This is a genomic window from Flagellimonas algicola (assembly GCF_005937185.1).
GTDB classification, from domain to species: domain Bacteria; phylum Bacteroidota; class Bacteroidia; order Flavobacteriales; family Flavobacteriaceae; genus Flagellimonas; species Flagellimonas algicola.
In genome coordinates this window covers 663,735-690,313 of record NZ_VCNI01000002.1, presented here as the reverse complement: position 1 = coordinate 690,313, position 26,579 = coordinate 663,735, and the positions used below count along the sequence as shown (strand labels likewise).

Below are 26,579 nucleotides of genomic sequence, written 5' to 3'. Positions count from 1 at the left end.
TAAGGATTGTCCAATCCACACTTTGCTCTTCGTCATAACATCGAAACAAAGTATAAACTGGTTCCTTACGGGACATAAAATTTAAACCAATGAGTAATTTTTTGTATTTATTTCGAGGAGGTCACGATGCGTACCAAGAGCTATCGCAAGAAGAAAAACAAGCCCATATGCAAGTGTGGGGAGAGTGGATGGGAGGCCTAAAAGAAAAAGGTCAGCTGTTGGACGGGCTTCCCTTGGCTGAGGATGGAAGAGTGGTGCATCAGCGGGGTGAAATGGTTACCAATGGACCCTTTGCCGAAGGAGCTGAAGTGGTAGGAGGCTATTTAATTGTTGTGGCCAATGATATTGATGAAGCCGTTGAAATGTCCAAAGGATGCCCAATTTTTGATTATGATGGAAGTTATGTGGAGGTGCGGGAAATCCTATCCATGGACGGACACTAATTGTGACCATGAGTAATTTTCTTTGGCTGTTCCGGGGAGGGTACGAAGACTACAACCAACTGTCGGATGAAGAAAGAGAAGCCCTGAACAAGGATTGGACCAAGTGGTTGGAGAATCTTAAGCAACAAGGTAAGCTAATTGAAGGTTTACCACTTTCGCAAGAAGGTCGCGTAGTCTATAAACGGGGGGAATTAATCACCAATGGCCCCTTTGCAGAAGGAGCTGAGGTTGTTGGAGGATATACCATCATATCGGCACAGGATTTGGCCGAGGCAGTAACACTTTCCCAAGGGAATCCCCATTTTGGATTTGAAGAAGGCACCCTGGAAGTACGTCAGATTGTTGAAGATGAAATCCATTAATTTTAGCATATGAAGAAGAAAGCCTGATGGGATTCAGGCTTTTTTTATGAACATGGAAAATAACCAACTCGACAATACCATTGAACACCTGTTTCGCAACGAGTACGGAAAGGTAGTGGCTGTTTTGATTCGGAAGTACGGGACGTCCCATATTGAGAAAATAGAGGATGCCGTGCAAGACACTTTTTTAAAGGCCATGAAGATTTGGGCCTATAAGGAGATGCCCAACAATCCAACTGCATGGCTGTATCGTGTGGCCAATAATTCGTTGATTGATGTGCTCCGCAAAGACAGGAAATCTTCGACTTTTGAGGAGCATGTGTTTAAAGAAGTTTCAGAAAACCCCTCCGATGGGGTATTGCTGGAAGATGTAATCTCGGACAGCCAACTCCAACTCATTTTTGCCTGTTGCGACCCCTCCCTTTCCCAAGAACATCAGATTATCTTAAGTCTCAAACTTATAGGGGGCTTTAGTAATAAGGAATTGGCAGAAGCTCTGCTTAAAAAGGAAGAAGCTGTCGCCAAATCATTCACCCGGGGGAAAAAGAAATTTAGGAACGAAGTACAGATGCTAAAAATCCCTGTACAAATGGGACTTCAGTCCAGATTGTTCGTTGTTCTTCGGGTAATTTATCTGCTCTTTACTGAGGGCTATGCAGCCTCAACCGGCTCACAGGTCATCAAAAGAGACATTTGTTATGAGGCCTTGCGTTTGGCTCTATTGCTTCGGGATAACAAATTTTGTAAACATTCCAATTTGGAAGCATTGATTGCCCTAATGTGTTTCCATGCTTCCCGATTTGAGGCAAGATTGGACGAAAATGGCGCATTGGTCACCTTGGAATTTCAGGATCGCTCCAAGTATAATAGGGAGTTGATTGAGATAGGGATACGACATTTGGAGGGGGCCGGGACTTTGGACAAGACTCCATCACATTATCATTTGGAGGCTGCCCGATCTTATTATCATTGCGCAGCAAAAAGTTTTGGGCAGACAGATTGGAAGAGCATTCTTTATCTGTATAACGTACAACTCAAACAACGGTATTCACCCATGGTAGCTTTAAATAGTATTGTTCCCTTTGCAAAAATCCATGGCGCGGCAAAGGCACTTGACGAACTGAATACGTTGGCCCAAAAATCAAATTTTGAAACCACGGGTCTGTTTTATGCGATAAAAGCCGAACTGCTTCAGGAATTGGACGATGAAGACTATGAAAGTACTTTGACCAAAGCCATCGAACTCTCGGAGAATGATTTGGTGAAAAGGCATCTACAAAAGAAAATACCCTAAACTTTGATAAAGGTGCTGTTCTTGTACATATACCAAAGCAACAAATAGAGGATGCCAAAACCTCCTATGGAAGTCAGCATTGGATAGTAGGCTCCCACGTATTGTTCCATTCCGAACAAGATAAATTTTGAAACTTCGGGGAAGTTAATCACATGTGACAAAACATAGGCTGTAATGGCGTTCATCCCGATGACTTTTAGCGAATATGTCCATCTGGTTTTGCCTTTGACATCGATAATCCAATAGAACAATGCCAAGAGCAGAAAACACACCCCAGAGGATGCCAGCACAAAGGAGCTCGACCAGATTTTTTTGACTATGGGATGCCAGATGCCCCAAATGAGGCCTAACGCCAATCCAGCAATTCCAGCTACAAAGAGATACAACGCAACCCTGTTCCTGGGAAGCCTGGATTTTATCAATTCACCGGCAAAGACTCCGGATAAGGTTGTGGCGGTAAAGCCGAGTCCACTGAGTAGCCAAGTGTATTGCAGGCCATCATCATATTTTCCCAAAATCAAACGGTCAAAATAAAGCGCAAAGTTTTGGTCCGGCAGCAAGGTGCTTGGTCCCACATCAGGAACATTGGGTACGGTTAAAAGTAGGGCATAGACAATCAGGCAAGCAGCAAAGACCACATACCGCCATTTTTGTGTTAGGTGTATATAGGCAAGGCTGGAAAACAAATATCCTACCGCAATGGCTTGTAAGGTATTACTAAAAACATGGAATTGCGAGAGATCGAAAGCCAACAAATTGCCCTGTACGATCCATCCGAGGATAAAAAGAATGACAAACCGCTTAGCCAACTTTCTATAGATATGATTTCTTCCAGATTTGTCCTGCATTCTTTTGGACAAGGAAAAGGGAATGACGGCACCCACTACAAAGAGGAACAAGGGCATGATAATGTCATAAAAAGTAGAGCCAAACCAATCAGGATGACTGAATTGCTCTGCCAGGCCTTCGGTAAATGGGGTCTGGCTCCCCTGATGGAGATTGTAAAAAAAGTGGTCGGCGAAAATAATGAGCAGCATATCAAATCCTCTCAAGGCATCAATGGAAAGGATTCGTTTGGTTGGTTGACCCATGCTGGTTGGTTATTGGGCTGCAACTGACTTCGTTAAGAAATCATCTTGCAGCCCGTATTTCTCATTTATTTGGTTGGATTATGACAATTCCCAGCCTTTTCGGTACTCGCGAGTGACCCATTCGTTGGCTTTATCGTAATTGGTGATTTTCATATTTTCACCATCCCAAAGCAACTTGCGTCTTCCTGGGTAGTTATAAGGAGCCCAATCGCCCGGCTTTTTACCATCCTGCAATACTTTGTATTGGTAAGCTTTCACTGCAAGATTACCCATAAGTACGGTCTCCGTCAAAGGCCCGGCTTTGGCAAAATTGGAAGAAGTAGCATCACCTTTGATACAACCATCCACAAAATTGGCAATATGTCCACCCATACTCTCTGGAACTCTAGGGTATTTGGGTTTTGGAGCGTTGAACAAGCCCATCATGTCAGAAGGTAATAGGCGTGCGTTTCTGGAGTAGGTGTCGCAAACCAAGATACCTTTATCACCATACATTACGGTTCCACCATCTCCGTTGCCCACGCTTTCACCATCTTTTAGTTCGTCTGGCAAATCGGGCATTAGACCGCCGTCGTACCAATTTAGCGCTATATCACCATGGTGTTCATGATTAAATTTCAAATGAATTTTGGAAGAAGGCGGGCAAGAAGGACTATAGTCTGCTTCTACAAAATCCCCGACCCAAACTGAGGTACAACTGGCTTCGGCTTCCGTAGGATAACCCAAATCCAAAACGCTGAATGGGGTTTCCATGATATGGCATCCCATATCTCCTAAGGCACCGGTACCAAAATCCCACCAACCTCGCCATTTGAATGGCAGGTAAGCTTCATTATAATCACGCATGGCCGCTGGGCCCAACCAGAGATCCCAATCCAATCCTTTGGGGACGGCTTGTTTTTCAACAGGCACGGGAACACCTTGTGGCCATACCGGTCTGTTCGTCCAACAATCTATGGTGTGCACTTTCCCAATAATTCCAGACTCTACCCATTCTCGGGCTATACGACTGTCATCACTGGACGCTCCTTGATTTCCCATTTGGGTCACAATACCATTTTCAGCCGCTACTTGCGTCATCAAACGGGCTTCATGAATGTTGTGTGTCAAAGGTTTTTCCACATAAGCGTGTTTTTTTTCACGCATAAATGGGAGCGCAATGGTTGCATGCGTATGATCGGGTGTGGCAACCACAACCGCATCAATATCTTTCAAATGCTTATCGTAAACCTTTCGAAAATCCTTATAGCGTTTAACATCGGGGAACTCCTTAAAAGTTCTTTCGGCACGCCTATCATCAACATCACAAAAGGAGACAAATTTTACCTTGCCGGTATTGGCCAGGCCATTAATTACACCGTGACCCCGTCCGCCAACACCAAAGGCACCTACATAAAGAGTATCACTGGGAGCAACATGGGTTTTTCCTAAAACATGGCTGGGAACAATGGAAAATGCAGCAGAGGCCGCTGCTGTATTTTTAAGGAACTTTCTTCTTTGCATTTTGGATTGTTTAGTTAAGCTATCAAGATACAAAAAACAACAATAGAGAATTGGGGGTTGTTATGTATCCCACTCTTTGTAAAATTGTTCCAAATAATCTAACATGAACTGATGTCGTTCCTCTGCCAATTCCCGACCGGTATCTGTATTTATTTTGTCCTTGAGCAGCAGTAATTTTTCGTAAAAGTGATTAATGGTAGGGGCATTGGATTTTTTATACTCTTCCTTGCTCATGTTCAGATTGGGCTCAATATTTGGATCGTACATCGGCCTGTTTTTAAATCCACCGTAGTTGAACGTCCGGGCAATGCCTATGGCGCCTATGGCATCCAATCTATCCGCATCCTGGACCACTTGCAATTCCAATGAACTAAACTTGGGTTGGCTTTTGTCCAAACTATTTTTGAAGGACATATACCGTATAATGTTTGTAACGTGATCGGTTCGGACAGGGTCCAAATCTTGTGAAGCTAAAAATTCTTGGGCGGTCTTTGGTCCGATTTCTTCATCACCATCATGGAATTTGGGATCGGCTATATCATGAAGTAGCGCTGCAAGCTGAACCACCAATGAATCCACTTGTTCCTTTTCCGAAATTTTTTTGGCAGTTTTGAAAACCCGTTCCGTGTGAAACCAATCATGCCCCCCTTCTGCATGCTTGAGTTGCTCCTTTACAAAATTCTTGGTTGCTTCAATCAAAAGGTCATTCATAATCTGACTTCGGTTATGCCGTTTTTAATCTTTTTTTCAACTTGGGCAATCTGCTGTTCAGCATCACCTTGAATAGCTAGTGGAGGGTGTACCTTGAATTTGATACATGCTCCCAATCCCATCGGAAACTGCCCAAAACGAAGCATCTTCCAGGAATTATTGATACTTATGGGTACGATCAATGCTGATGGGGCATGCTTCATGAGCACTTTTAATCCCGTTGTGCGGAATGGTTTAGGAACGCCCGTTCTACTTCTCGTACCTTCTGGAAAGATTACGGCACTCCGATTGTGTTGTTCAATATATTGACCCAATTGCTGCAAAGCCTCAATGGATTGTTTGGGATCCTTTCTATTTATTAAGGCGGAACCTCCATGTCGGAGATTGTAGGAGACACTGGGAATACCCTTGCCCAATTCTATTTTGCTCACAAATTTGGGATGATGCTTTCGCATGTACCAAATAATGGGAGGAATATCGTACATGCTTTGGTGGTTGGTGACGATGATCAGGGGTTTGTCTGTAGGTAAGGCATGGGCATTTTCAAAATGATAACGAGTTCCCAAAAGATTGGTGCACCGCATCAAGAACCAATTAAGAATGCTTACACTTCCTTTATGTGCTTTATACCCGAATACATTTAAGCAAACCCATTGTACGGGATGAAAAATCACCAGGGTCAATCCAAAACAGATGAAGTAGATAATGGTAATCGGGTAAGAAAGTAACTTCTGCATGATTACATTCAATTGCTCTTAAAGTGTTGCGATACTAAAAGTTGGTTGTCTATGGCACAAAAATAAAAAACCACCCTTAAGGGTGGTTCTTCAAATCTCATTTGTTGGAAATTAACAATGGTCGTTATAAGCTTCCATTAAATTTTCCGCGATCATTTCCGCTGGCCTTCCTTCTATATGATGTCTTTCGATCATATGTACCAACTCTCCATTTTTGAACAATGCCATACTTGGTGAAGATGGGGGAAAGGGAACCATATGGTTTCTAGCAGTGTCAACAGCGTCGGTATCTACGCCGGCAAAGACAGTGACCAAATGGTCTGGCCTCTTGCTGTTTTGCAGGCTCAACTTTGCTCCAGGTCTTGCATTGGCCGCAGCGCATCCGCAAACAGAATTTACCACAACCAAGGTGGTTCCTTCTTGTTTCAATGCATTTTCAACGGCTTCACTTGTATATAGTTCCTCGAACCCAGCGGTGGCTAGGTCGGCTCTCATAGGTTTTACCAATTCTTCAGGATACATAATCTTTATAATTTAAGGTTCAAAGATACGGTTTTTGTCGCATTTTTTGAGGAAGCCTTAACAGCTGTAAACAGTTTTGTTCTAAGGCAAAAGCCTATATTTGGGCTCTAAATTTGTTGCAATGATCAAGTGGGCGGCCGCCTTCGTTGGATTTTTTATCAGAGGTTTTGCCGGAGCTATTATTGGCTTTCTTGTGGGCAGTTTTTTGGACACCTTGGGGGGTTCAGGTTCCCGAGGTGGTGGCAGCGTATTTTCGGACTTTACCAGACAGTCCGTTTCTCCAGCCGATTTTGAACTGAATCTCCTCTCTTTGTGTTCCATTGTGATCAAAGCAGACGGTCAGGTCAGTCAGCGGGAATTGGACTATGTTCGCCAATATTTTTTGAGTACTTATGGCAAGGAAAAAGCGAATGCGATTTTTAGGACCTTTAATGACGTCATTAAAAAAAGAGAGGTTTCGGCTCAACGCATTTGCACGTACCTAGTGCAAAGAACGCGGTACGAAGTCCGATTGCAGCTTTTGCATTTCCTATTTGGCATTGCCCAAGCGGATGGACAAGTCAGCAAGGCCGAGGTAAACAAGATGAGAGAGTTGGCAGGTTATCTTCGGGTTGGATTGCACGACTTTGAAAGCATCATGGCCATGTTCATTAAATCTGCGGACAATGCCTATAAGATATTGGAGATAGAAAAATCTGCCACGGATGATGAGGTGAAAAAAGCTTATAGGAACATGGCTAAAAAATATCATCCAGATCGGGTGGTAACTCAAAATGAGGCCATCAAAAAAGGAGCAGAGGAAAAGTTCAAGGAAGTTCAAAAAGCCTATGAGACCATTCAGAATGAACGTGGAATCTCATAAGGGGTTAGAAGTTGAAATGTTTAAAAGTTTAGCCGCTAACCACAACCGTCATTTAATATAAACACATCAACACCTAAACATTTAAACTCATTAAACAATGCAAGAATTCTGGTTCTATATCAAATTGGGATTTAACCATGTGCTGGATCTTGGAGCTTATGACCACATCCTTTTTCTATCGGCCTTGGCCATACCATTTACATTTAAAAATTGGAAGCGTGTGGTTATTTTGGCCACAATCTTTACCATAGCACATTGTACCTCTCTGGCATTATCTGCCTTTGAGGTGATGACCGTGGATGTAGGTCTTATAGAATTCCTGATTCCGGTTACTATTTTATTGACTGCACTTTACAACTTGACTTATGTCTTTGGTAGTTCCCGAGCATCAGGACAATATGTGCATGTGTTGGCCACGGCATTTTTTGGATTGATTCATGGTTTTGGATTCTCCAATTATTTTAAGATGCTCATGGCGGAGCAGGATGATAAGGTACTTCCGTTATTGGGTTTTGCCACCGGAATCGAGTTTTCACAAGTGGCCATCATTTTGATCATTTTGGGTGTGGCTTTTGTAATTTTGGATCTCTTAAAAGTGAAAAGAAAGCTTTTCATCGGAATTGCCTCCATTTTGGTCATTGCCATTACAATACCACTGCTGATTACAACGTTTCCCCAATAGGGCCTTCGTTAAAATTAATTGAATAAGGTTGTACGGGTCTTGCAAAGCCGGTATATTTAATTTATGATCAGCCTTTTTACCGATCTATGAACGAGCGCAAACAAGAAAAGTACGATAAGGCCTATTTAAGAATGGCCAAGGAATGGGGGAAACTCTCCTATTGCAAAAGAAAACAAGTGGGCGCCATCATTGTAAAGGATAGGATGATCATATCTGATGGCTACAACGGCACGCCTACAGGATTTGAGAATTTTTGCGAAGATGAGGAAGGTTACACCAAGTGGTATGTACTCCATGCCGAGGCCAATGCCATTTTAAAAGTAGCCTCTTCTACACAATCTTGTGAAGGTGCAACATTGTACATCACATTATCTCCCTGTAGGGAGTGCAGTAAACTAATTCATCAGGCTGGCATAAAACGTGTGGTTTACCAAACAGCCTATAAAGATGATTCAGGACTGCGATTTTTGGAAAGGGCAGGCGTAGAGACCTACCATCTGCCCATTCTGGAAGAAATGGTCTAACCTCACCATTTTAAGTTATGAAAAAGAAATATCAGTATATACTCCCCACCATTCTGGCCTTTGTGTTGGCCGTGGGCATTTTTATTGGAGGCAAACTTCACTTTGATGATTCTCCGGAGAAGCTCTTCAGCACAAATTCGAAAAAAGATAAACTCAATAGGCTTATAGACTACATCGACTATGAATATGTGGATGACATAGATACCGATAGCATTGTGGATGTTACCGTGAACAACATCTTAGGGAAGCTTGACCCGCATTCGGTATATATTCCCAGAAGTGAGATGGAGGAAGTTTCCGAGAATATGAAGGGGGACTTTGTAGGGATTGGGATCAGTTTCTACATGTATCGAGATACCATTACCGTGATTAGGACCATCAAAAATGGACCTAGCCATAAAAGCGGGATAAAAGCCGGAGACCGCATATTGATTGCAGATCAGGATACATTATTTGGGCGCCGCATTCCAAATAGTGAAGTAGTTTCCACGCTTAAAGGAAAAATAGGGACCAAGGTGGATCTGAAGGTGTTCCGAAAGCAGGAAGACCGAACCCTGAACTTTACGGTAACCCGGGATAGGGTCCCAATAAGGAGTGTGGACTCTTATTACATGCTATCCAGGGATATGGGGTACATCAAAATCAATCGGTTTGCAGAATCCACTTTTGATGAATTCAAGGATGCTCTTCGAAAACTTAAGATCAGGGGTGCCGAAAAATTGGTGCTAGACTTAAGGGACAATCCTGGCGGCTATTTGGGCATCGCGGAAAAACTTGCGGATGAATTTCTTTCGGATGACAAGCTTATTCTATATACCAAAAACAAAAAGGGGAGAATCAAGAAAGCCTTTGCCACCAAAAAAGGAGATTTTGAAGACAGACCCGTGTATGTGTTGATCAATGAACGCTCTGCATCCGCCAGTGAAATTATTGCAGGAGCCCTTCAGGATAATGATATTGGTACCATCGTTGGTCGCCGTTCTTTTGGAAAAGGATTAGTGCAACGGGAAATGGATTTGGGTGACGGCTCTGCTGTACGTTTAACGGTTTCTAGATATTACACCCCAACAGGTAGATCCATCCAAAGATCATACAAAAAAGGGCATAAGGATTACTATCAAACCTTTATGGAGCGCTATAGAAATGGGGAGTTGACCTCTGTGGACAGCATCAAGGTGGCCGACTCTTTGAAGTTTATTACGCCAAAGGGCAAGATAGTGTATGGTGGGGGCGGAATTATCCCAGATGTGTTTGTACCCATTGGCAACAATGAGGAGGAAGCCGTGGAAAGTTTGGATGGGGCAGAGTTCTTTTCCCGTTTTGTGTTTGAACATTTGGAAAAGGACAGAACCCGCTATTCCTATCTTTCAAAGAATGAATTCTTGGATGATTTTAGGGTGGACGACATCCTATTTGATAAATTCATACAGTTTGTGTTGAATCGAAAAATCAAACTGGACTTTTATGCCCAGGAAGACAAGATCAAGGACTATCTAAAAGCCAATATTGCAGAGCAATTGTTCTCGCCCAATCTTTCCGCTCAAATTAAGGGAGAGTACGATGCCATGCTAAAAGAAGTAATGGAGTTGGATCAGGCCGTATTTAAAAGTTCTGATGTGGAGACCGTAGAGCTAAGGGACTAATCCTCTTTCAACTTTTTATCAATTTTTTTGCTGAGGGCAAATATCAGAATCAATACCAGTGCACACAATGAGGCAACAATACCGATCAAAGCGATAGTACTATCACCTTGAAGAGGATCATTAAAATCAACCAAAGTAACGTTAAAGGCTATCAACCCCAGTGCTAAAAGAACCAACACAACAACAAAAGCTCTGTTCATAGCTTAAAAGCTCGAAATAATTAGTTAATAAATAATTGATTGACATTGGTGGCAAAAAGCTTGACCGCAATGGCCAATAGAATGACTCCAAAAATCTTACGGATTACGTGAAGTCCATTTTTGCCCAACAAACGCTCAATCTTGGCACTGGACTTGAGCACCAAGTACACAAAGATAATGTTTACCACAATGGCCACTACTATGTTCTCTACGTGAAATTCTGCTCTAAGTGCCAGAATGGAAGTCAGGGTGCCAGCTCCAGCAATCAAGGGAAAAGCAATGGGCACCACGGATGCAGTTTCTACCTCGTCATCTTTGAACAAGGTAATACCCAAAACCATTTCCAAGGCCAAAAAGAAGATCACAAAGGCACCGGCCACGGCAAAGGAGTTTACATCTATTCCGATAAGCCCTAAGATGCGCTCTCCCACAAACAAGAAAGCAGTCATAATTACCGCTGCAACTATGGATGCTTTCTCAGATTGAATATGCCCTACCTTTTTTCGAAGTGAAAGGATGATTGGGATACTGCCCAAGATATCTATCACGGCAAAGAGCACCATGCTTGCTGTAACTATTTCCTTAAAACTGAAGTTCATAGCCTGAAATTTTTTAGTACGCAAATGTACGCGTAAAAATCCCTTTTGGATTATGGAACCTTGAAGATAACCAAAAGTATAAGTTATGTCCGGCACCATGATTAAACGAGGGCCAAAACGGTATTGGTGAAACCAAAACCGCTATCCGTTGATCCAGAATGCCCATTCGTCAATTGGCGGCCTTCCCAATGGGTCGGGAGATTTATTTTCAGGAAAATTTTGAATCATGGAAGTACTTACAAAAAAAATAAACTTTAGCATTTTGTGCTGTTTATCTCTATTGCTGATTTTGATTTCCTGTGGGAGTGACAGTGACAACCCCGGGGTGGACGATGGTCCCGGTTTGATTCCTGAACCGCCTCCTAAGATTACGAGCATAGAACCTACCAGTGCCGCAAGGGGTGAGCAGGTGACCATTACGGGGACGGATTTTAGCAATGTAGCTTCGGAGAACCTAGTGGAGTTCAATGGGGTGGCGGCAACGGTGGGAAGTGCTACTGCTATACAGATTGTTACAACGGTTCCAGAGGAAGCCACAACAGGCCCCTTGACGATAACCTACAATGACCAAACGGGAACCAGCGCAAACGACTTTGAGGTATTGGCCGATGCATGGCGGAAAAAAGCAGATTTCGAGGGAGGATCGAGGTTTAGAGCTATTGCGTTCGCAATTGACAATATGGGTTATGTTGGTACAGGAGAAGATAGTGAAGACAATAGACTTAAAGATTTTTGGGAGTTCGATCCAATTTTAAATGCATGGAATAAAAAACAGGACTTTGAAGGGTCAGCCAGAAAAGCTGCGTTGGGTTTTGCTGTTGGGGAAAAGGGATTTTTAGGGACTGGTTCCGATTCAGAGGGTAATGTCAAGGATTTTTGGGAATTTGACTTAGGGGATAATTCATGGGTTCAAAAAGCGGATGCTTTCAAAATTGCAGGGGCGCAGGGATTTGTGATAGGTAATAGCATTTATTTACTTAGCACTGGCAGCAAAGCCTTTTTTGAATATGATGTAAGCTCAGACAATTGGATTGAAAGGGCAAACTTTGCAGGTGACTCACGCAGTTCTGCAATTGGATTTTCAATAGATGGGAGAGGTTATATCGGTACCGGTTCTGGAAATGGTATAAAGCAAGATTTTTGGGAATATGACCCTACTTCTGATGAATGGATACAAAAAGCCGATTTTGGTGGAGATGCCAGAAGAGGTGCTATTAGTTTTGTTCTGAGTGGCAAGGGTTATGTGGGCTTGGGCGACAATAATGCTAAAGTTTTACGCGATCTATGGGAGTATGATTCAGAATTGGATTCTTGGACTAAAAAGGCAGATTTTGGTGGTGTAGCAAGAGAATATGCTGTTGTGTTCGCTATTGACAATAGGGCATATGTGGGAACTGGCAGGGATAATGAAGGTAACCATTTGTCGGATTTCTGGGAATATATTCCAGATTAGGGGTTTGGCTAAAAATCCTTGTTTTGGGTAACTTTGCTCCAAAACCGGAAAAACCATGTTCCAAATTGGGAAGACCATTGTCTCCGAAGAGATCATTGATAACGATTTTGTCTGCAACCTCACGGCCTGCAAAGGGGCCTGTTGTGTGGATGGGGAATACGGCGCTCCGCTGGAGGATGCCGAAACAGCGATCTTAGCCGAGATTTTCCCTAAGGTGAAACCTTATTTAAGGCCGGAAGGCATCAAAGCCATAGAGGAACAGGGCGCTTTTGTAAAAGGGGAGGATGGGGAGTGGGAAACGCCTTTGGTCAACAAAAGTGAATGTGCCTACGTCATTTTTGATGACAAGGGGATTACCAAATGTGGGATTGAAGCCGCACACCTTGATGGTGCAGTTTCCTGGAAAAAGCCAATATCTTGTCATTTATATCCTGTAAGAACTCGAGAATACTCAGAATTTACGGCTGTCAATTACCATAGATGGGAAATTTGCGACCCTGCCTGCCAGTTGGGAAAGGAACTTAAAGTCCCCATTTATAAGTTTGTGAAAGATGCGCTGATTCGGAAGTTTGGAGCCGCTTGGTACCGAGAACTGGAAGAAGTGGCCAAGGAAAAGACTAAATCGTAGGAATATCCAGAATAACCTTGGTCCCCTTGGGGTTTCCCTTTTCGTCAAAGAGATCTACAATATCAACATCAAAGCTGTTTTGGTAATCTTTGGAGAAGTTGGCAAAACGCTCTTTGGTAATCCTGATTCCAACAGACTTTCTTTTGAGCACCCTATTTTCCTTGTTCACCTGGGCGGCGCCCCTTCCCACACCATTGTCAACAATTTCTATGGTGACATGTCCTGCAGTTTTCTTTAGCACGTTCAGCGAAATAATTTTCTCACCTTCTTTGGGAGACAGTCCGTGCCAGAGAGAATTTTCAAGAAAGGGTTGCAGGGCCAAGGAAGGTATTTTAACTGCCTCGGGGTTGATTTCATCACAAAGATTGATGCTGAACTTGATTTCATTGGAAAATCGGATGTTCTCAATGTTCATGTATAGCTCAACAGTCTCCAGTTCTTCTGCCAAGGTAATTTCCTTTAATGAAGAAGCCTCCAAAATTTTCCGTACCAATTTGGAAAATTTGTTGAGGTAGTGCACGGCATTTTTTTGCTCGTTGTTTATGATATAAAGCTTGATGGAATTTAATGAGTTGAACAAAAAATGAGGATTCATTTGACTGCGAAGCATATTCTGCTCCAAGCTGAGCACCCGTTTCTCATTCTTACTTTGATACTGTCGGTACAAGATGTAAAGTATGGAAGAAATAAGGCCAACGATCAAAGCGCTTACCAATAAAGTGGTTTGGTTTTTTCGCAATCTTAAACGAACAATTTCGTTTTCTTTGGCCAAAACCGAAATTTGATTGTTCTTTTTGTCCGCTTCGTATTTGACGATTACATCGTTCATGTACCTAAAATTGGTGGCACTGGAAATCTCCTCATCATATTCGTCCGCTTTTTTATAATAATCGTAAGCTGCTTTGTAGTTGCCCCTGGCCTGCTCAAAATCCGATAGTTTTTGGTAGGCGTACAATACGTGTCTGGGCATGTTATGGGTCCGGGCCATTTCCAAGCCTTCCTCAATAAATGCAAAGGCTTTGTCATAGTTGCCCAGCGCAGTATGCGCCCATCCGGTATTGATGAATACAGCTGAGGTTACAAAGAAGTCGCCTATAGTTTTGGACTGCTCGTGCAAGGGTTCCAAAAGTACAAGGGCTGCATAGGGCATGTCTTGTTTCAGATAAATCTGGGCCAGGCTATTTTTGCAAATAATTCGGCCGTAGGTGGAATTGATGTCCTCGTTAAAGGCCAGGGATTTTCGGTAGTGTTCCAAAGCACCATCCAAATCACCCTTATTTTCCAGGCATTGCCCAATGTTTTGATGGTTAACTGCAAGTCCAAGTTTGTTTCCCAGCTCCTCATCCATTTTAAGGGCCCTTTCAAACTGAAGAATGGCCAAATCGTATTGTTCCAGCGTTTTATAAAGGTTGCCAATACTATTAAGGGATACATTGATATTTCTTTTGATATGGTGTGACGGTTTCTCCACTTGTTCGGCCAGTTCCAAGGCCTGCTGATTATAATCCAAGGCGGTTTTAATGGCATCGGCTCTTCGGTACACCACACCCAGCATGTTAAGGCATCTAACCTTCAACTCCACATTGTTGGCTTCCTCTGCCAACTGAAGAGCCTCTTGGTGCAGATTTACAGCTTGCTCAAATTTGGAAAAATTCCGATAGATGGCGCCAATCTGGTCCAAGGCATAAGACTCTCCTTCCAGATATTTGGCCTCCTTACTTAAATTGGCAAAATACCGAAGTAGGGTGGTATCCCTGCCTTCCGATTTGAGTTCCGTATTCAAAACCAAATAGGTCTTGGGCCTCATTTCCACTATGCGCTCCGCTTTTTCTTTGAACGCTTCCGGAATTTCTTGGGCATTACCAAAATGGGAAACCCCTAAAAGCACGAGGAACAAAAGAATTATTCTTTTGAGGGCTACGGAGTGTAGGGATTTTTTTGATTGTAAAATAGACACGGGAGTTATCGGGGGTTACAGCATATCCAAAAAATCGGATTTCTTTTGTCTTGAAACAGGGATTTTATGGTTGGATTCCAGTACCACATAACCATCTGTCTTTAGAAATTCTTTTATCTTGTTTAGATTGATGATGTATGAATTGTGAATTCGGAAAAAACTGTTGTCGGGAAGCAAAGTGTTCACTTCTTTGAGCTTTTTGGTAAGAAGAATCTTTTGGCCATCACTCAAAAAGATGGTACTGTAGTTTCCATCGGATTCGGCATATAGAATATCATCGCTGTTAAGGAACAAAAGCTTTCCGTCCGTATTGATTGTAATTTTCTTGCTGTGGGAATCGGCATTGAAATTCAACAGAATTTTTTCCAGTTTTTCGGAAGTCAAATTCTTGGTATTGTATTTTTTGATTTTGTCAATGGTCACTTCCAGATCATCGGTATCAATCGGTTTTAGCAAATAATCAATGGCTTCGTTCTTAAGGGCTTTTAGGGCATATTGGTTGTAGGCCGTGGTGATGACCACGGGAAAATTTTTGTTCTTAAGGCTTTTGATGAACTGAAATCCGTCCATGGCAGGCATCTCAATATCCAGGAACAAACAATCTGGTGTGTTCCGTTCCAAATAGTCCAAAGCTTCATGGGCATCCGTAAAGGATGCCACGATATCAACTTCATCGCTCAAATTTGTCAACTCCCAACTAAGACTTTGCAACGCTTTGACCTCGTCATCAACAATAACTGCTTCTAACATGCTCTATTTTAATATACTTTCAAATTTAGGATTATTCTCTATAAGGTATTAAAATTATGTGCTAATGGACGCTTTGCACGTATAACTGGTAGAAAATACCGATTAACCGAAAAAGGGCAACTTTCCCCTATTAGGCGTGCTGTTCTGCTGCTTTTACACCTAAAAGCCTGAAAATCATTAACCATTTATACACAAAAAAAGACCGATTATACATACGGCATCCGCTTCGGGGCAATTGTTTTATACTTTGGTCTTGTCAAAAACTGATAGTAATCAATCCTAATCCAATGCGAAAGTGTCTTATTTTATTTGTGCTTCTGATTGTTGCCTTGATTTGCGCTTCTGTAATGGAGGATGGGAAAGATTTAAAGATACATTCCAACTGGGACGAGGTGGCCAATAATAGGTAGCCTCTTATCAGATGTTCTTTCACATTATCAACAAACGTACGGCCGGAGCAACCAACCTCTTGATCATAGAAACTGCTTGCAAAAGATATCCCAGGGAATCCACGGATTTGTTTGGTTTTAGGTTTCGGGGGAACTACCTAGAATTGTAACCGTCTAAAGATGTAACTGGGAATGGCCGTACTTTTGATAATGAACCTAGGGAATGACAACAATAAGCGTAATTTCCATTAATAATTAGACCAAAAAGTATAAAAAACATATACTTTTTGGTCTATTTTATTTTGGAGGATTCCAAACAAAAAACCTCCTTGGGGAATATCTTCTTCAAACCCAAGTAACATCGATAGCGAGCCTAGATTTCAACATTTTGTGTTAAAAACTTTGGACCGTATTTAATAAAACTGCCTTTACTATCTGGTGACATTTTTGAATCTTTGTTAGCCCTGTTCGCAAGGAAATTTTCTCCATTTATAATTTATTTAACGCACACTTATGTCAGCAGCCATAGAACCTATTTTAGATGAAAACAAAGACAGATTTGTAATTTTTCCAATCCAACATCACGATTTATGGGACTGGTATAAAAAGCAGGAAGCCTGTTTTTGGACTGCTGAGGAAATAGATTTACACCAAGATTTGACGGACTGGAACAACAAGCTTAATGACGACGAGCGTTATTTCGTCAAGCATATCTTGGCCTTCTTTGCTGCTTCTGATGGTATTGTCAACGAGAATTTAGCTGAGAATTTCGTGAACGAGGTTCAGTATTCCGAAGCCAAGTTTTTCTACGGTTTCCAGATTATGATGGAAAATATCCACTCAGAGACCTACTCTTTGTTGATTGATACTTATGTAAAGGATGAAAAGGAAAAAAATGTGTTGTTCAAGGCCATTGAGAATTTCCCGGCTATCAAAAAGAAAGCGGATTGGGCCCTTAAATGGATTGAGTCGCCCAGCTTTGCCGAGCGTTTGATTGCCTTTGCGGCAGTGGAAGGGATTTTCTTTTCCGGAGCCTTCTGTTCCATTTTCTGGTTAAAGAAAAGAGGATTGATGCCTGGATTGACATTCTCCAATGAATTGATTTCCAGAGATGAAGGAATGCATTGCGATTATGCGGTACACCTGCACAACAATCACTTGGTGAACAAAGTGCCAAAGGAAAGAATTACCGAGATTATTGTGGATGCCCTTAATATTGAAAGAGAATTTATTACCGAATCACTTCCGGTAAGCCTTATAGGAATGAATGCCAAATTGATGACCCAGTACTTGGAGTTCGTGACCGACAGATTGTTGGTGGAACTGCAATGTGAGAAGGTGTACAATGCCACTAATCCGTTCGATTTCATGGATATGATTTCACTCCAAGGAAAGACCAATTTCTTCGAGAAACGCGTGTCTGAATATCAGAAAGCAGGTGTTTTGAACAAGGAAAAGGACACGGATTCCCAGAAAATTAGCTTCGACGCGGACTTTTAATTGCAAAGAATTCCTCGCAGCTTGCTGCGGGGGTACTGATAAAATTGTCATTCCCATGAAAATGGGAATCTAATAACAGAATTTCAAGAAATTCTTTATTAAGACCGATAACAATATAAAATAACCTCTTGCCCCAGAGGTGTAAAAGAACTTGGCCTCAAATGTATCGTGGGCATGTCCGCGGTCATTAATCATGCTTTGGTATAACCAACAGGTATCACTTAAAAAATATTCGTAGCGCATGTATGTAGTAAAAAGAGATGGAAGAAAAGAGCCGATGATGTTCGACAAGATCACGGCCAGAGTAAGAAAACTTTGTTATGGCCTTAACGGTCTGGTAGATCCGGTAAAGGTGGCCATGAGGGTCATTGAGGGACTATACGATGGGGTAACTACCTCCGAACTGGATAACTTGGCTGCCGAAATTGCGGCAACCATGACCACTACCCATCCAGATTACGCAAAGTTGGCGGCTCGCATCTCGGTTTCCAATTTGCACAAAAACACCAAAAAATCTTTCTCGGAAACTATGAAGGATCTCTACGAATATGTGAATCCTAGAACAGGGAAAAAGGCTCCGTTATTATCGGACGAAGTTTATAAGGTGGTTTCGGAAAACGCAGAGCAATTGGATTCCACCATCATCTATAACCGGGATTTTGGCTACGATTATTTCGGATTTAAGACTTTGGAACGATCATACTTGCTAAAGTTAAATGGGAAAATTGCAGAACGTCCGCAACATATGTTGATGCGTGTTGCAGTCGGTATTCACCTGGATGATTTGGATTCGGCCATTGAGACGTATGAGCTGATGTCCAAAAAGTATTTCACCCATGCAACACCTACCCTGTTCAATTCGGGAACTCCCAAGCCGCAGATGTCTTCCTGTTTCCTTTTGGCGATGAAAGATGATAGTATAGATGGCATTTATGACACCCTAAAGCAGACGGCTAAAATTTCCCAGTCGGCAGGGGGGATAGGATTATCTATTCACAATGTTAGGGCCACAGGATCGTATATTGCCGGAACCAACGGAACTTCAAACGGGATTGTTCCCATGCTTAGGGTATATAACGATACCGCCCGTTACGTAGATCAAGGTGGCGGAAAACGTAAAGGAAGTTTTGCCATTTATGTGGAACCGTGGCATGCCGATATTTATGATTTCCTGGATTTGAAAAAGAACCACGGTAAAGAAGAAATGCGCGCACGCGATCTGTTCTACGCCATGTGGATTCCCGATCTGTTTATGAAAAGGGTAGAGGCTGATGGAGAGTGGACGTTGATGTGCCCCAATGAGTGCCCAGGATTGTTCAATACCCATAGTGAAGAATTCGAGGCGCTCTACACTAAATACGAAGCTGAAGGAAAAGGACGTAAGACCATAAAGGCCCGTGATCTTTGGGAGAAGATTTTGGAATCCCAGATTGAAACGGGAACACCTTATATGCTTTATAAAGATGCCGCTAACAGAAAGAGCAACCAGAAAAACCTGGGAACCATCCGTTCCTCCAATTTGTGTACGGAGATATTGGAGTACACTTCCCCGGATGAGGTAGCCGTATGTAACTTGGCTTCCATTGCGTTGCCCATGTTCGTGAAAAACGGCAAGTTTGATCATAAAGAGCTGTTCAAAGTAACCAAACGGGTGACCAAGAACTTGAACCGTGTCATTGATCGTAACTATTATCCGGTAAAAGAGGCTGAGAATTCCAACATGAGGCACAGACCAGTTGGCTTGGGCGTACAGGGATTGGCAGATACCTTTATTATGCTTCGCTTACCCTTTACCAGTGATGAAGCCAAGCAATTGAACCAAGAAATTTTTGAGACCCTGTACTTTGCCGCCGTTTCCGCTTCCGTGGAAGAGGCCAAAACGGATGGAGTATATTCCAGCTACGAAGGTTCTCCCATAGCCAATGGCGATTTCCAACACAACCTTTGGGGCATCAAGGACGAAGAATTGTCCGGAAGATGGGATTGGGCCAAGTTGAGAAAGGATGTGAAAAAGCACGGAGTACGTAACTCCTTGTTGGTGGCACCTATGCCTACGGCTTCCACTTCCCAGATTTTAGGAAACAACGAATGCTTTGAGCCTTATACTTCCAACATTTATACCCGAAGGGTATTGTCCGGTGAGTTCATCGTGGTGAACAAGCACCTTTTGGAAGATCTGGTAAAGCTTGGCTTGTGGAACGAAAATCTAAAACAAGAGTTGATGCGTGCCAATGGATCGGTTCAAGATATTGATGTCATTCCTGAGGATATTAAGGAATTGTACAAAACCGTTTGGGAACTCAGCATGAAGGACATCATAGATATGAGCAGACACCGTGGTTATTTCATTGACCAAAGCCAGTCTTTGAACCTATTTATGGAAAATGCGAATTATTCCAAGTTGACCTCCATGCATTTCTATGCTTGGAAGAGCGGACTAAAAACAGGAATGTATTATCTCAGGACCAAGGCGGCGGTAGACGCTATCAAATTCACCTTGGACAATACCAAGAAAAAAGAGGTGCCAATCAGTGTAGCTGCTGAGGCCGAAGTATTGGCCGCAGCACCAAAGACAGCTGAAGAACTTAAGATTGAGGCCACTCCGGCAGAACAGCAAGATGTGGATATACAGCCTATGACGGCCGAGGAAATGAAAGAACTGATCGCAAGGTCCAAAGAGGGCCAGGCAGACGATGACTGCTTGATGTGTGGATCATAAGCTTATACTGAGTTGATCAGTATGTGATAGTGTTTATTGATTAGACATCTTGGATAGTTCACCCCACACGAACAACTTCCGGAGATGTTTTACTTGAATTGGAAAATTCAACCACAAAAAAGCCGCTGAAAAGCGGCTTTTTTATTTTATAGAAAGAAACGTCAGTTCGAGTGTCCCGAATTAAATTCGGGACGTATCGAGAACCTATGATGTGGTAGAACAATTTGGTTCTCGATACAAATTTTACCCATGGCTATGGGCAAAATCCACTCGAACTGACGGCATTTGGACTTTATCTCACTCATCATGCTTTGGGGTATATTCCCAGATGTCCGTTGGAAACTCAAAAACATTATTAACGTATTCCAACCCTAACACGATATAAGCCTTGCCTTTTTCAGTGGCTGCGGCAAAAGGCCATTGGCGCAACCCACTGTGAAATGCGGTTTTAAGAGTCCAGCTACCCATTCCTCCATTTCCTGAAGGATTAAATTCCCAAAGGTTATTTTGAACCTGATAATTGTTGTTGAATCCCAATCCAACATAACCCTTATCACCGATGTTAAAACCAATGGCTCCATATCTTTCCATCCCTTGGGGGAGGGGCTCTTTTTCTAACCAAGAGTCAAGTCAGAATCATATTCCCAAATGTCAGATAGCCATTGTGGTTGACCATTATATCCTGTAGCTATATAGCCCTTGTTGCCAATGGTAAATGCAACAGCACCTGCTCTTCCGATTAATTCAAAACTCGTTTTCTCTTCCCAGGTATCACTAGCTAGATCATATTCCCATAGGTCGTTGTAATAACCTTCAATACCTATATCTGTGCCTCCATAGACATACGCTTTCCCATTAAGGACAAAACTATTGGCAAATTGCCTCACCTGATTAGGGTTGCCAGGAAAATCTTCCAACTGGACCCATGTCTTGGTGTCTGGTTCAAACTTATAGAAATCTGTTATGCCATTTACCCCGTTGCCGTCCATTCCCAGACCGACAAATAAATTTCCATCAAGAACAAAATGAGAAGTGCCATGTCTAGGAGTGCCTAGAAAGTCAGGCATCTGGGTCCAAGTATCCGTTCTGGTATTGTATTTCCAAAAATCTGATAGATTGCCTAATGGACCCACTCCTAATCCCATGTAGATATCTTCTCCAATCGCTTCTGCAATTCCAAACCTTCTTGGTTCATGTTCAAAATCCTTTCTTTGCCGCCAAGATAAATAGGTGAAATCATTGTTGGATATCGTGTATTGGTCTTTCACTCCCATTTGGATAGGGCCTGTAAAAGCATCTGGCACCAAAACGACAAGCTCAGTATCTGAAATACTTTTAATTTCTACAGGATCAGAACCATGGAAAAGTACGACAACGGCACTGGCATCAGTTCCAAAATGTTGACCGGTAATGGTCACCTCATCCCCTTCCACACCTTCTTTGGGTTCAAAATCGCTAATAATGGGCGGTGGAAGCAAAACTGTAAAATCCTGAAAGGAAGTATAATCATTCCCGTTGGCGGACAGCTTTATTTTTCCTGTAGTGGCATCTTCTGGAACAATAGCTATTAAAGGAGTCTCGGATGCACTTTCTACTTCTGCCATCCTCCCATTGAATTGGACTTCGTTTCCTTCAGGTAAGGGGTCAAAATTCTCCCCTCTGATGGTTACCTTGGTACCCCAGCCTCCAAGCGCTGGCGAAAAGTCAAAGATATCCGTTTCCGGATTTTCAATCACATCATCCGGAGTATCATTTATGGGAAGGGAACCATCGTCGTTTCGGCAACTAAGAAATAGAAATGCCGCAATGCACATTAAAAGAAAGTAAAGTTTTTTCATGGCAAGTTGTTTGGGTTCCATTTAAAGGAATAACATACCGGCCTAAAAAACCCTGCTCAATTGACAAACAGACCTTTTGAGTTGACGGATGCCCTTTTTGGATAGATGGATTGTTGGATTTCTAGACTTTTTGGATTGCCATGGTGAAATTGTCTGCACAAAAAAAAAGCCGCTTAAAAGCGGCTTTTTATTTTATAAAATGTGGAACCAGTTACAACGACCAGGCTCTGCCCTGTGTCAAGGTTTCCAAATCCCCACAACCAATATACTCTCCGGGAACTGGCAAGTAGGCCAAAACCTCTTCGCCAACAAACTCACTGTTCTTGTAGGCCCAAATGGCACTATTGCGCAAGTTGGTGGCAAATTGGTACCGGGCAATCTCATCATCCAGTACAGCATTTCCATTTTCCTCTACGGCTTCAAAATAAGCCTGTAGTGCCTCTCCATGGGCTTCTTCCACCTCATCGGTCTGCTTTTTCAAATACGTGGCAAAAACAGGCTCTAAATCCTCTGCATCCAAATCGGCCAGAGATTCTTTTTGTGTATCGGCCAAGACCTTATCGGTAAACTTACCCATACACATTTTAAAGAAAGCTTGTTGCTCTTCGGGAAGCACCTCATTGGCAAACGTATCAATAAACAAATGTACATTCACATCTGTCGCAGAGGGAGTATCTGTCTTAGGTAATAAAATGTCCAATAACGTATGAACAACCGCTCCTTCATCCTTGGAAAAGAAATTGGGAGTCCAGTCCAACACCTTTTTGCCTTGACAGCTTTGTACAATTCCTAAAAGGGTAGGGGTGGCCACGGCATAACCAAAGACAAGCCCCATATTTTTTAATGCTACTCTTCTTTCCATTATAAATTTCCTTTTTTAAGTTCTTCTGCCGCATGGTTGGCAGCTCTTGCCGTAAAGGCCATATAGGTCAACGATGGATTAACGCAACTGGCAGAGGTCATAAAAGCTCCGTCCGTTACATACACATTTTTACAATCGTGCACTTGGTTAAATCCATTGAGGACGGAAGTTTTTCTATCCCTTCCCATTCTGGCAGTTCCCATTTCGTGGATACCCAATCCAAGGGCTCCAGGTCTGTCAAAAGGTTGAACATCCCTTAAACCTGCTTTTTCCAGCATGTCCACGGCTTGGTTTTTCATATCCTCGCGCATGTTCCATTCATTTTCCTTGAACTCTGCATCAAAAGTTACGGTAGGTAAGCCCCATTCGTCCAACTTATCATAATCCAAGGTCATTCGGTTGTCTTCATAAGGAAGCACTTCTCCAAAACCACCCATTCCAAAGGTCCAACCTCCTGGCTTGAGGATAGCATCCTTAAGGTCTTTACCATGGGATACTTCGGAAATTACATCTTCCCAGTTACCTCGGCTTGCACCTCCTTGATACCCATATCCTCGAATAAACTTATCCGTATTGGAACTACCGCCCAAGTTTCTAAAGCGCGGCAGGTAGATACCGTTGGGCTTCCTTCCTTTGTAGTACTTGTCACCATATCCATCAAGCTTTCCACCGGCACCTACGCCCAAGTGGTGATCCATGATGTTCCTTCCCAACTGATCGGAATCATTTCCAAGACCATTCTCAAACCTATCGGACTTGGATTGCATCAAAATGGATGTGGAAGCAATTGCAGAGGCACAAAGGAATATTACTTTTGCCTTGAACTCGAACTCTTCCTTGGTCTCCCTATCAATAACTTTTACTCCAGTTGCCTTTTTGGTATCTGGGTCGTAAATCACTTCGTGAACAATGGAATCAGGACGTAGCGTCATGTTCCCTGTTCTTTCAGCAGCTGGTAGGGTGGAGGACACACTACTAAAGTAAGCCCCAAAAGGACACCCTCTTATACAACGGTTACGGAACTGGCAACGCGACCTTCCGTCTCCTTCAAATTTCTTGTTACTATTAATATGTGCCACACGACCGGCAGTAATTACACGACCATCAAAATGTTCGTAGACTTTATCGCGTACATGTTGTTCTACACAATTCAGCTCCATCATGGGTTCAAACTGCCCGTCAGGAAGCTGCGGAAGTCCCAATTTTTCACCTGTGACCCCAATATAACTTTCAACTCTATCATACCAAGGAGCAATATCTTTATAGCGAACGGGCCAGTCCACTCCATGTCCATCCTTTTTATTGGCCTCAAAATCCAAATCGCTCCAACGGTAACTATGACGTCCCCACATAATGGAGCGTCCACCCACATGGTAACCGCGCATCCAATCAAAACGCTTGGTTTCGTTATAAGGGTGTTTTAGATCATCAACAAACCAATGTTTGGAAGGGGTCTTAACCGTATAGCCAGTTCGGTTTTGTTTTTCCTGTTTAGCAATGTCCTCTCTTGTGGGTTCCCCATTATTGGGTAAATCCCAGGGATCCAAATTTGCAGTCGGATAGTCCTCTCTGTGCTTGACCATTCTGCCTCGTTCCAGCACCAAGGTCTTAAGTCCATTTTCGCACAGTTCTTTAGCAGCCCAACCACCACTAATGCCCGTTCCTACTACGATGGCATCATATGATTCCTGCTCTTCGTTATAATAAAATTTACTCATCAATTAGGATTGTTTATTTTCTAAAAGTATTAATTATTAAATTAATTTTCTACATTTAATCCCTATGTTTATTGAGAATTCACTACTATAACGTTGTAGTTTTTAGATTCCATTTAATTTAAGTTGATCAACCCTTATGAAAAGAAGAAATTTAAAACATTTCAGTATCAAATTTGTGATTGTTTTATTGCTAATGGGCAATTTTGCTTGTAAGCAAAACAAGAAACAGGAAGAAGAAGCTTCCGAAACTGTTGAAGAAGTAGAAATGTCCACAGAACCCAATTTCAAAATTTCGCTGGCCCAATGGTCCATGCACAAGATGATACGGGAAGATGGGGTAGACCCATACACTTTTGCTGAAAAATCCAAAGCTTGGGGATTTGAAGGATTGGAATATGTAAGCGGATTGTACTATCCAGAATTGGAGAAGGATAATTTCTCAGAGGCGGCCATGAAGAACTTTGTGGATAAAAGCCTTGCGGAAAGTAAAAAACACGGATTGGAAAACCTGATCATTATGATAGATGGTCAAGGAGATTTGGCCACTCCGGATGAAGCCGAACGAAATGCTGCGGTGGAAAACCACCATAAATGGGTAGATGCCGCCGCTGCTTTGGGATGTCATTCCATAAGGGTAAATCTAAGTGGTACCCAAGACCCTGATGAATGGACTGCAGCTTCTGTAGATGGCTTGACCAAGCTGTCCACTTACGCCAAGGACAAGAACATTAACATTTTGGTTGAAAACCATGGAGGGCTGTCCTCCAATGGAGCTATGATGGCCAATGTGTTTAAAACAGTTAACATGGACAACTGCGGTACACTGCCTGATTTTGGCAATTTCTGTATTACTTGGGGAGAATGGCCTGAGTGCCTTGAGTGGTATGATAGGTACAAAGGAATGGAAGAAATAATGCCCTATGCCAAGGCGGTAAGTGCCAAATCGCATGATTTTGATGAAAACGGCAATGAGATCCATTCAGATTATGCGCGTATGCTCAAGATTGTAAAGGATGCGGGATACTCTGGCTATATTGGAGTGGAATACGAAGGAAGTGAGCTAAGTGAGGAAGATGGGATTATTGCTACCCGAGACTTATTGCGTAAATTGATGAAGTAGTCCTTACCAAACCTCGTGCTTATGAAGGGATTTCTACAGCAACTCTTTGATTACAATTTTTACAGCAACAAAAAGCTCATTGAGCAATGTGCTACTATGGGAAAAGTTCCAGAAAAAAGTATGCAGCTGTTCAGCCATATTTTGAACGCCCACCATATCTGGAACCATAGGATTGTAGGCAAGCCATCAGAATATACAGTGTGGCAGTTGCACTCTTTGGAGGAGTGGGGAGACCTTCATTATGAGAATCAGCGTACTTCTTTTGAGATTATTAGGAACACCGATGATTTCAATCAAAGAATTGATTATGAAAATAGTCAGGGAAGGACCTATGCCAATGACCTCAAGGATATCTTGTTTCATATCATTAACCATTCTACGCACCATCGAGGTCAGATTTTGACGGATTTCAGGAACTCGGGAATAGAACCGGAACCTTTGGATTATATATTTTATAAAAGATAACCCCCTT

At 42.5% G+C, this 26,579-nt stretch carries 27 protein-coding genes; 14 read left to right on the top strand and 13 right to left on the bottom strand.

What is annotated here, in order from left to right; genetic code table 11:
• Positions 1-89: 89 nt before the first annotated feature.
• Genes FGG15_RS11975 through FGG15_RS11965 form a run of 3 tightly spaced genes read left to right on the top strand, consistent with a single transcriptional unit; the run spans position 90 to position 2,099 of the window.
• A complete protein-coding gene (locus tag FGG15_RS11975; protein ID WP_138836519.1) occupies positions 90-443 on the top strand; it encodes a YciI family protein in 354 nt (117 codons plus the stop codon).
• A gap of 8 nt (positions 444-451) precedes the next feature.
• Positions 452-805, top strand: a complete 354-nt coding sequence (locus tag FGG15_RS11970) for a YciI family protein (protein ID WP_138836517.1) — start codon at positions 452-454, stop codon at positions 803-805.
• A gap of 46 nt (positions 806-851) precedes the next feature.
• On the top strand, positions 852-2,099 hold the full coding sequence (locus tag FGG15_RS11965) for an RNA polymerase sigma factor (protein ID WP_138836515.1): 1,248 nt from the start codon (positions 852-854) through the stop codon (positions 2,097-2,099).
• Here the strand turns inward: FGG15_RS11965 and FGG15_RS11960 are convergent.
• The 5 genes from FGG15_RS11960 to FGG15_RS11940 form a co-directional block, all read right to left on the bottom strand.
• A complete protein-coding gene (locus FGG15_RS11960) occupies positions 2,096-3,190 on the bottom strand; it encodes an acyltransferase family protein (protein WP_138836513.1) in 1,095 nt (364 codons plus the stop codon). The genes FGG15_RS11965 and FGG15_RS11960 overlap by 4 nt on opposite strands.
• A gap of 78 nt (positions 3,191-3,268) precedes the next feature.
• Positions 3,269-4,693, bottom strand: a complete 1,425-nt coding sequence (locus FGG15_RS11955) for a Gfo/Idh/MocA family protein (RefSeq protein ID WP_138836511.1) — start codon at positions 4,691-4,693, stop codon at positions 3,269-3,271.
• Positions 4,694-4,753: 60 nt separating this feature from the next.
• Positions 4,754-5,404: an HD domain-containing protein gene (locus tag FGG15_RS11950; RefSeq protein ID WP_138836509.1), complete on the bottom strand. Its 651-nt coding sequence runs from the start codon at positions 5,402-5,404 to the stop codon at positions 4,754-4,756.
• Positions 5,401-6,141 (bottom strand): lysophospholipid acyltransferase family protein, encoded by a 741-nt coding sequence (locus FGG15_RS11945; protein WP_138836504.1) that lies wholly within the window; start codon positions 6,139-6,141, stop codon positions 5,401-5,403. Before FGG15_RS11945 ends, FGG15_RS11950 begins: the two co-directional genes overlap by 4 nt.
• Positions 6,142-6,252: 111 nt before the next feature.
• Entirely contained in the window at positions 6,253-6,663 is a 411-nt protein-coding gene (locus FGG15_RS11940) for a BrxA/BrxB family bacilliredoxin (RefSeq protein WP_138836501.1), read from the bottom strand.
• Positions 6,664-6,784: 121 nt separating this feature from the next.
• Here FGG15_RS11940 and FGG15_RS11935 point away from each other — a divergent pair, with 121 nt between their 5' ends.
• The 4 genes from FGG15_RS11935 (at position 6,785) to FGG15_RS11920 (ending at position 10,374) form a co-directional block, all read left to right on the top strand.
• The gene (locus FGG15_RS11935; RefSeq protein ID WP_138836499.1) at positions 6,785-7,525 is read left to right on the top strand and encodes a TerB family tellurite resistance protein; all 741 of its coding nucleotides are present in this window, start codon (positions 6,785-6,787) and stop codon (positions 7,523-7,525) included.
• 97 nt (positions 7,526-7,622) lie between these two features.
• On the top strand, positions 7,623-8,207 hold the full coding sequence (locus tag FGG15_RS11930) for a HupE/UreJ family protein (RefSeq protein WP_138836497.1): 585 nt from the start codon (positions 7,623-7,625) through the stop codon (positions 8,205-8,207).
• Between the two features lie 86 nt (positions 8,208-8,293).
• Complete coding sequence (locus FGG15_RS11925) at positions 8,294-8,731, top strand: deoxycytidylate deaminase (protein WP_138836495.1); 438 nt, start codon at positions 8,294-8,296, stop codon at positions 8,729-8,731.
• Between the two features lie 17 nt (positions 8,732-8,748).
• Positions 8,749-10,374 carry a S41 family peptidase gene (locus FGG15_RS11920; RefSeq protein ID WP_138836493.1) on the top strand — a complete coding sequence of 542 codons (1,626 nt, stop codon included), beginning with the start codon at positions 8,749-8,751 and terminating at the stop codon, positions 10,372-10,374.
• On the opposite strand, the gene FGG15_RS11915 is transcribed toward FGG15_RS11920, so the two are convergent.
• A complete protein-coding gene (locus FGG15_RS11915; protein WP_138836491.1) occupies positions 10,371-10,574 on the bottom strand; it encodes a hypothetical protein in 204 nt (67 codons plus the stop codon). The genes FGG15_RS11920 and FGG15_RS11915 overlap by 4 nt on opposite strands.
• 20 nt (positions 10,575-10,594) lie before the next feature.
• Complete coding sequence (locus tag FGG15_RS11910; RefSeq protein ID WP_138836489.1) at positions 10,595-11,173, bottom strand: MarC family protein; 579 nt, start codon at positions 11,171-11,173, stop codon at positions 10,595-10,597.
• Between the two features lie 226 nt (positions 11,174-11,399).
• On the opposite strand from FGG15_RS11910, the gene FGG15_RS11905 reads away from it, so the two are divergent.
• Both FGG15_RS11905 and FGG15_RS11900 read left to right on the top strand, forming a co-directional pair.
• Positions 11,400-12,626 (top strand): IPT/TIG domain-containing protein, encoded by a 1,227-nt coding sequence (locus FGG15_RS11905; RefSeq protein ID WP_138836487.1) that lies wholly within the window; start codon positions 11,400-11,402, stop codon positions 12,624-12,626.
• A gap of 55 nt (positions 12,627-12,681) precedes the next feature.
• Positions 12,682-13,254 carry a DUF3109 family protein gene (locus FGG15_RS11900; protein ID WP_138836485.1) on the top strand — a complete coding sequence of 191 codons (573 nt, stop codon included), beginning with the start codon at positions 12,682-12,684 and terminating at the stop codon, positions 13,252-13,254.
• On the opposite strand, the gene FGG15_RS11895 is transcribed toward FGG15_RS11900, so the two are convergent.
• Positions 13,244-15,142: a tetratricopeptide repeat-containing sensor histidine kinase gene (locus FGG15_RS11895; RefSeq protein WP_237561849.1), complete on the bottom strand. Its 1,899-nt coding sequence runs from the start codon at positions 15,140-15,142 to the stop codon at positions 13,244-13,246. The genes FGG15_RS11900 and FGG15_RS11895 overlap by 11 nt on opposite strands.
• An 84-nt stretch (positions 15,143-15,226) precedes the next feature.
• Entirely contained in the window at positions 15,227-15,961 is a 735-nt protein-coding gene (locus tag FGG15_RS11890) for a LytR/AlgR family response regulator transcription factor (protein ID WP_138836481.1), read from the bottom strand.
• A gap of 287 nt (positions 15,962-16,248) precedes the next feature.
• Between FGG15_RS11890 and FGG15_RS20380 the strand changes: the two genes are divergently transcribed.
• The 3 genes from FGG15_RS20380 (at position 16,249) to FGG15_RS11880 (ending at position 20,569) form a co-directional block, all read left to right on the top strand.
• The gene (locus FGG15_RS20380) at positions 16,249-16,371 is read left to right on the top strand and encodes a hypothetical protein (protein WP_262710837.1); all 123 of its coding nucleotides are present in this window, start codon (positions 16,249-16,251) and stop codon (positions 16,369-16,371) included.
• A gap of 492 nt (positions 16,372-16,863) precedes the next feature.
• Complete coding sequence (locus tag FGG15_RS11885; RefSeq protein WP_138836479.1) at positions 16,864-17,850, top strand: ribonucleotide-diphosphate reductase subunit beta; 987 nt, start codon at positions 16,864-16,866, stop codon at positions 17,848-17,850.
• Between the two features lie 241 nt (positions 17,851-18,091).
• A complete protein-coding gene (locus FGG15_RS11880; RefSeq protein WP_138836477.1) occupies positions 18,092-20,569 on the top strand; it encodes a ribonucleoside-diphosphate reductase subunit alpha in 2,478 nt (825 codons plus the stop codon).
• A 297-nt stretch (positions 20,570-20,866) separates the two neighbouring features.
• On the opposite strand, the gene FGG15_RS11875 is transcribed toward FGG15_RS11880, so the two are convergent.
• The 4 genes from FGG15_RS11875 to FGG15_RS11860 all read right to left on the bottom strand — a co-directional run bounded on the left by FGG15_RS11875 (position 20,867) and on the right by FGG15_RS11860 (position 24,987).
• On the bottom strand, positions 20,867-21,160 hold the full coding sequence (locus FGG15_RS11875) for a Kelch repeat-containing protein (protein WP_138836475.1): 294 nt from the start codon (positions 21,158-21,160) through the stop codon (positions 20,867-20,869).
• Between the two features lie 23 nt (positions 21,161-21,183).
• Complete coding sequence (locus FGG15_RS11870; RefSeq protein WP_161991961.1) at positions 21,184-22,407, bottom strand: Kelch repeat-containing protein; 1,224 nt, start codon at positions 22,405-22,407, stop codon at positions 21,184-21,186.
• A 211-nt stretch (positions 22,408-22,618) separates the two neighbouring features.
• On the bottom strand, positions 22,619-23,269 hold the full coding sequence (locus FGG15_RS11865) for a gluconate 2-dehydrogenase subunit 3 family protein (protein ID WP_138836471.1): 651 nt from the start codon (positions 23,267-23,269) through the stop codon (positions 22,619-22,621).
• The gene (locus tag FGG15_RS11860; protein ID WP_138836469.1) at positions 23,269-24,987 is read right to left on the bottom strand and encodes a GMC oxidoreductase; all 1,719 of its coding nucleotides are present in this window, start codon (positions 24,985-24,987) and stop codon (positions 23,269-23,271) included. The genes FGG15_RS11865 and FGG15_RS11860 overlap by 1 nt, the downstream gene beginning before the upstream one ends.
• A gap of 136 nt (positions 24,988-25,123) precedes the next feature.
• Here FGG15_RS11860 and FGG15_RS11855 point away from each other — a divergent pair, with 136 nt between their 5' ends.
• Both FGG15_RS11855 and FGG15_RS11850 read left to right on the top strand, forming a co-directional pair.
• A complete protein-coding gene (locus FGG15_RS11855; RefSeq protein ID WP_138836467.1) occupies positions 25,124-26,107 on the top strand; it encodes a sugar phosphate isomerase/epimerase family protein in 984 nt (327 codons plus the stop codon).
• A gap of 21 nt (positions 26,108-26,128) precedes the next feature.
• Positions 26,129-26,572: a DinB family protein gene (locus FGG15_RS11850; RefSeq protein WP_138836465.1), complete on the top strand. Its 444-nt coding sequence runs from the start codon at positions 26,129-26,131 to the stop codon at positions 26,570-26,572.
• Positions 26,573-26,579: the final 7 nt, after the last annotated feature.

Coding starts and splice junctions, on each gene's coding strand:
- FGG15_RS11975 (WP_138836519.1), top strand. CDS start 90: ATGAGTAATTTTTTGTATTTATTTCGAGGAGGTCACGATGCGTACCAA.
- FGG15_RS11970 (WP_138836517.1), top strand. CDS start 452: ATGAGTAATTTTCTTTGGCTGTTCCGGGGAGGGTACGAAGACTACAAC.
- FGG15_RS11965 (WP_138836515.1), top strand. CDS start 852: ATGAACATGGAAAATAACCAACTCGACAATACCATTGAACACCTGTTT.
- FGG15_RS11960 (WP_138836513.1), bottom strand. CDS start 3,190: ATGGGTCAACCAACCAAACGAATCCTTTCCATTGATGCCTTGAGAGGA.
- FGG15_RS11955 (WP_138836511.1), bottom strand. CDS start 4,693: ATGCAAAGAAGAAAGTTCCTTAAAAATACAGCAGCGGCCTCTGCTGCA.
- FGG15_RS11950 (WP_138836509.1), bottom strand. CDS start 5,404: ATGAATGACCTTTTGATTGAAGCAACCAAGAATTTTGTAAAGGAGCAA.
- FGG15_RS11945 (WP_138836504.1), bottom strand. CDS start 6,141: ATGCAGAAGTTACTTTCTTACCCGATTACCATTATCTACTTCATCTGT.
- FGG15_RS11940 (WP_138836501.1), bottom strand. CDS start 6,663: ATGTATCCTGAAGAATTGGTAAAACCTATGAGAGCCGACCTAGCCACC.
- FGG15_RS11935 (WP_138836499.1), top strand. CDS start 6,785: ATGATCAAGTGGGCGGCCGCCTTCGTTGGATTTTTTATCAGAGGTTTT.
- FGG15_RS11930 (WP_138836497.1), top strand. CDS start 7,623: ATGCAAGAATTCTGGTTCTATATCAAATTGGGATTTAACCATGTGCTG.
- FGG15_RS11925 (WP_138836495.1), top strand. CDS start 8,294: ATGAACGAGCGCAAACAAGAAAAGTACGATAAGGCCTATTTAAGAATG.
- FGG15_RS11920 (WP_138836493.1), top strand. CDS start 8,749: ATGAAAAAGAAATATCAGTATATACTCCCCACCATTCTGGCCTTTGTG.
- FGG15_RS11915 (WP_138836491.1), bottom strand. CDS start 10,574: ATGAACAGAGCTTTTGTTGTTGTGTTGGTTCTTTTAGCACTGGGGTTG.
- FGG15_RS11910 (WP_138836489.1), bottom strand. CDS start 11,173: ATGAACTTCAGTTTTAAGGAAATAGTTACAGCAAGCATGGTGCTCTTT.
- FGG15_RS11905 (WP_138836487.1), top strand. CDS start 11,400: ATGGAAGTACTTACAAAAAAAATAAACTTTAGCATTTTGTGCTGTTTA.
- FGG15_RS11900 (WP_138836485.1), top strand. CDS start 12,682: ATGTTCCAAATTGGGAAGACCATTGTCTCCGAAGAGATCATTGATAAC.
- FGG15_RS11890 (WP_138836481.1), bottom strand. CDS start 15,961: ATGTTAGAAGCAGTTATTGTTGATGACGAGGTCAAAGCGTTGCAAAGT.
- FGG15_RS20380 (WP_262710837.1), top strand. CDS start 16,249: ATGCGAAAGTGTCTTATTTTATTTGTGCTTCTGATTGTTGCCTTGATT.
- FGG15_RS11885 (WP_138836479.1), top strand. CDS start 16,864: ATGTCAGCAGCCATAGAACCTATTTTAGATGAAAACAAAGACAGATTT.
- FGG15_RS11880 (WP_138836477.1), top strand. CDS start 18,092: ATGTATGTAGTAAAAAGAGATGGAAGAAAAGAGCCGATGATGTTCGAC.
- FGG15_RS11875 (WP_138836475.1), bottom strand. CDS start 21,160: ATGGAAAGATATGGAGCCATTGGTTTTAACATCGGTGATAAGGGTTAT.
- FGG15_RS11870 (WP_161991961.1), bottom strand. CDS start 22,407: ATGAAAAAACTTTACTTTCTTTTAATGTGCATTGCGGCATTTCTATTT.
- FGG15_RS11865 (WP_138836471.1), bottom strand. CDS start 23,269: ATGGAAAGAAGAGTAGCATTAAAAAATATGGGGCTTGTCTTTGGTTAT.
- FGG15_RS11860 (WP_138836469.1), bottom strand. CDS start 24,987: ATGAGTAAATTTTATTATAACGAAGAGCAGGAATCATATGATGCCATC.
- FGG15_RS11855 (WP_138836467.1), top strand. CDS start 25,124: ATGAAAAGAAGAAATTTAAAACATTTCAGTATCAAATTTGTGATTGTT.
- FGG15_RS11850 (WP_138836465.1), top strand. CDS start 26,129: ATGAAGGGATTTCTACAGCAACTCTTTGATTACAATTTTTACAGCAAC.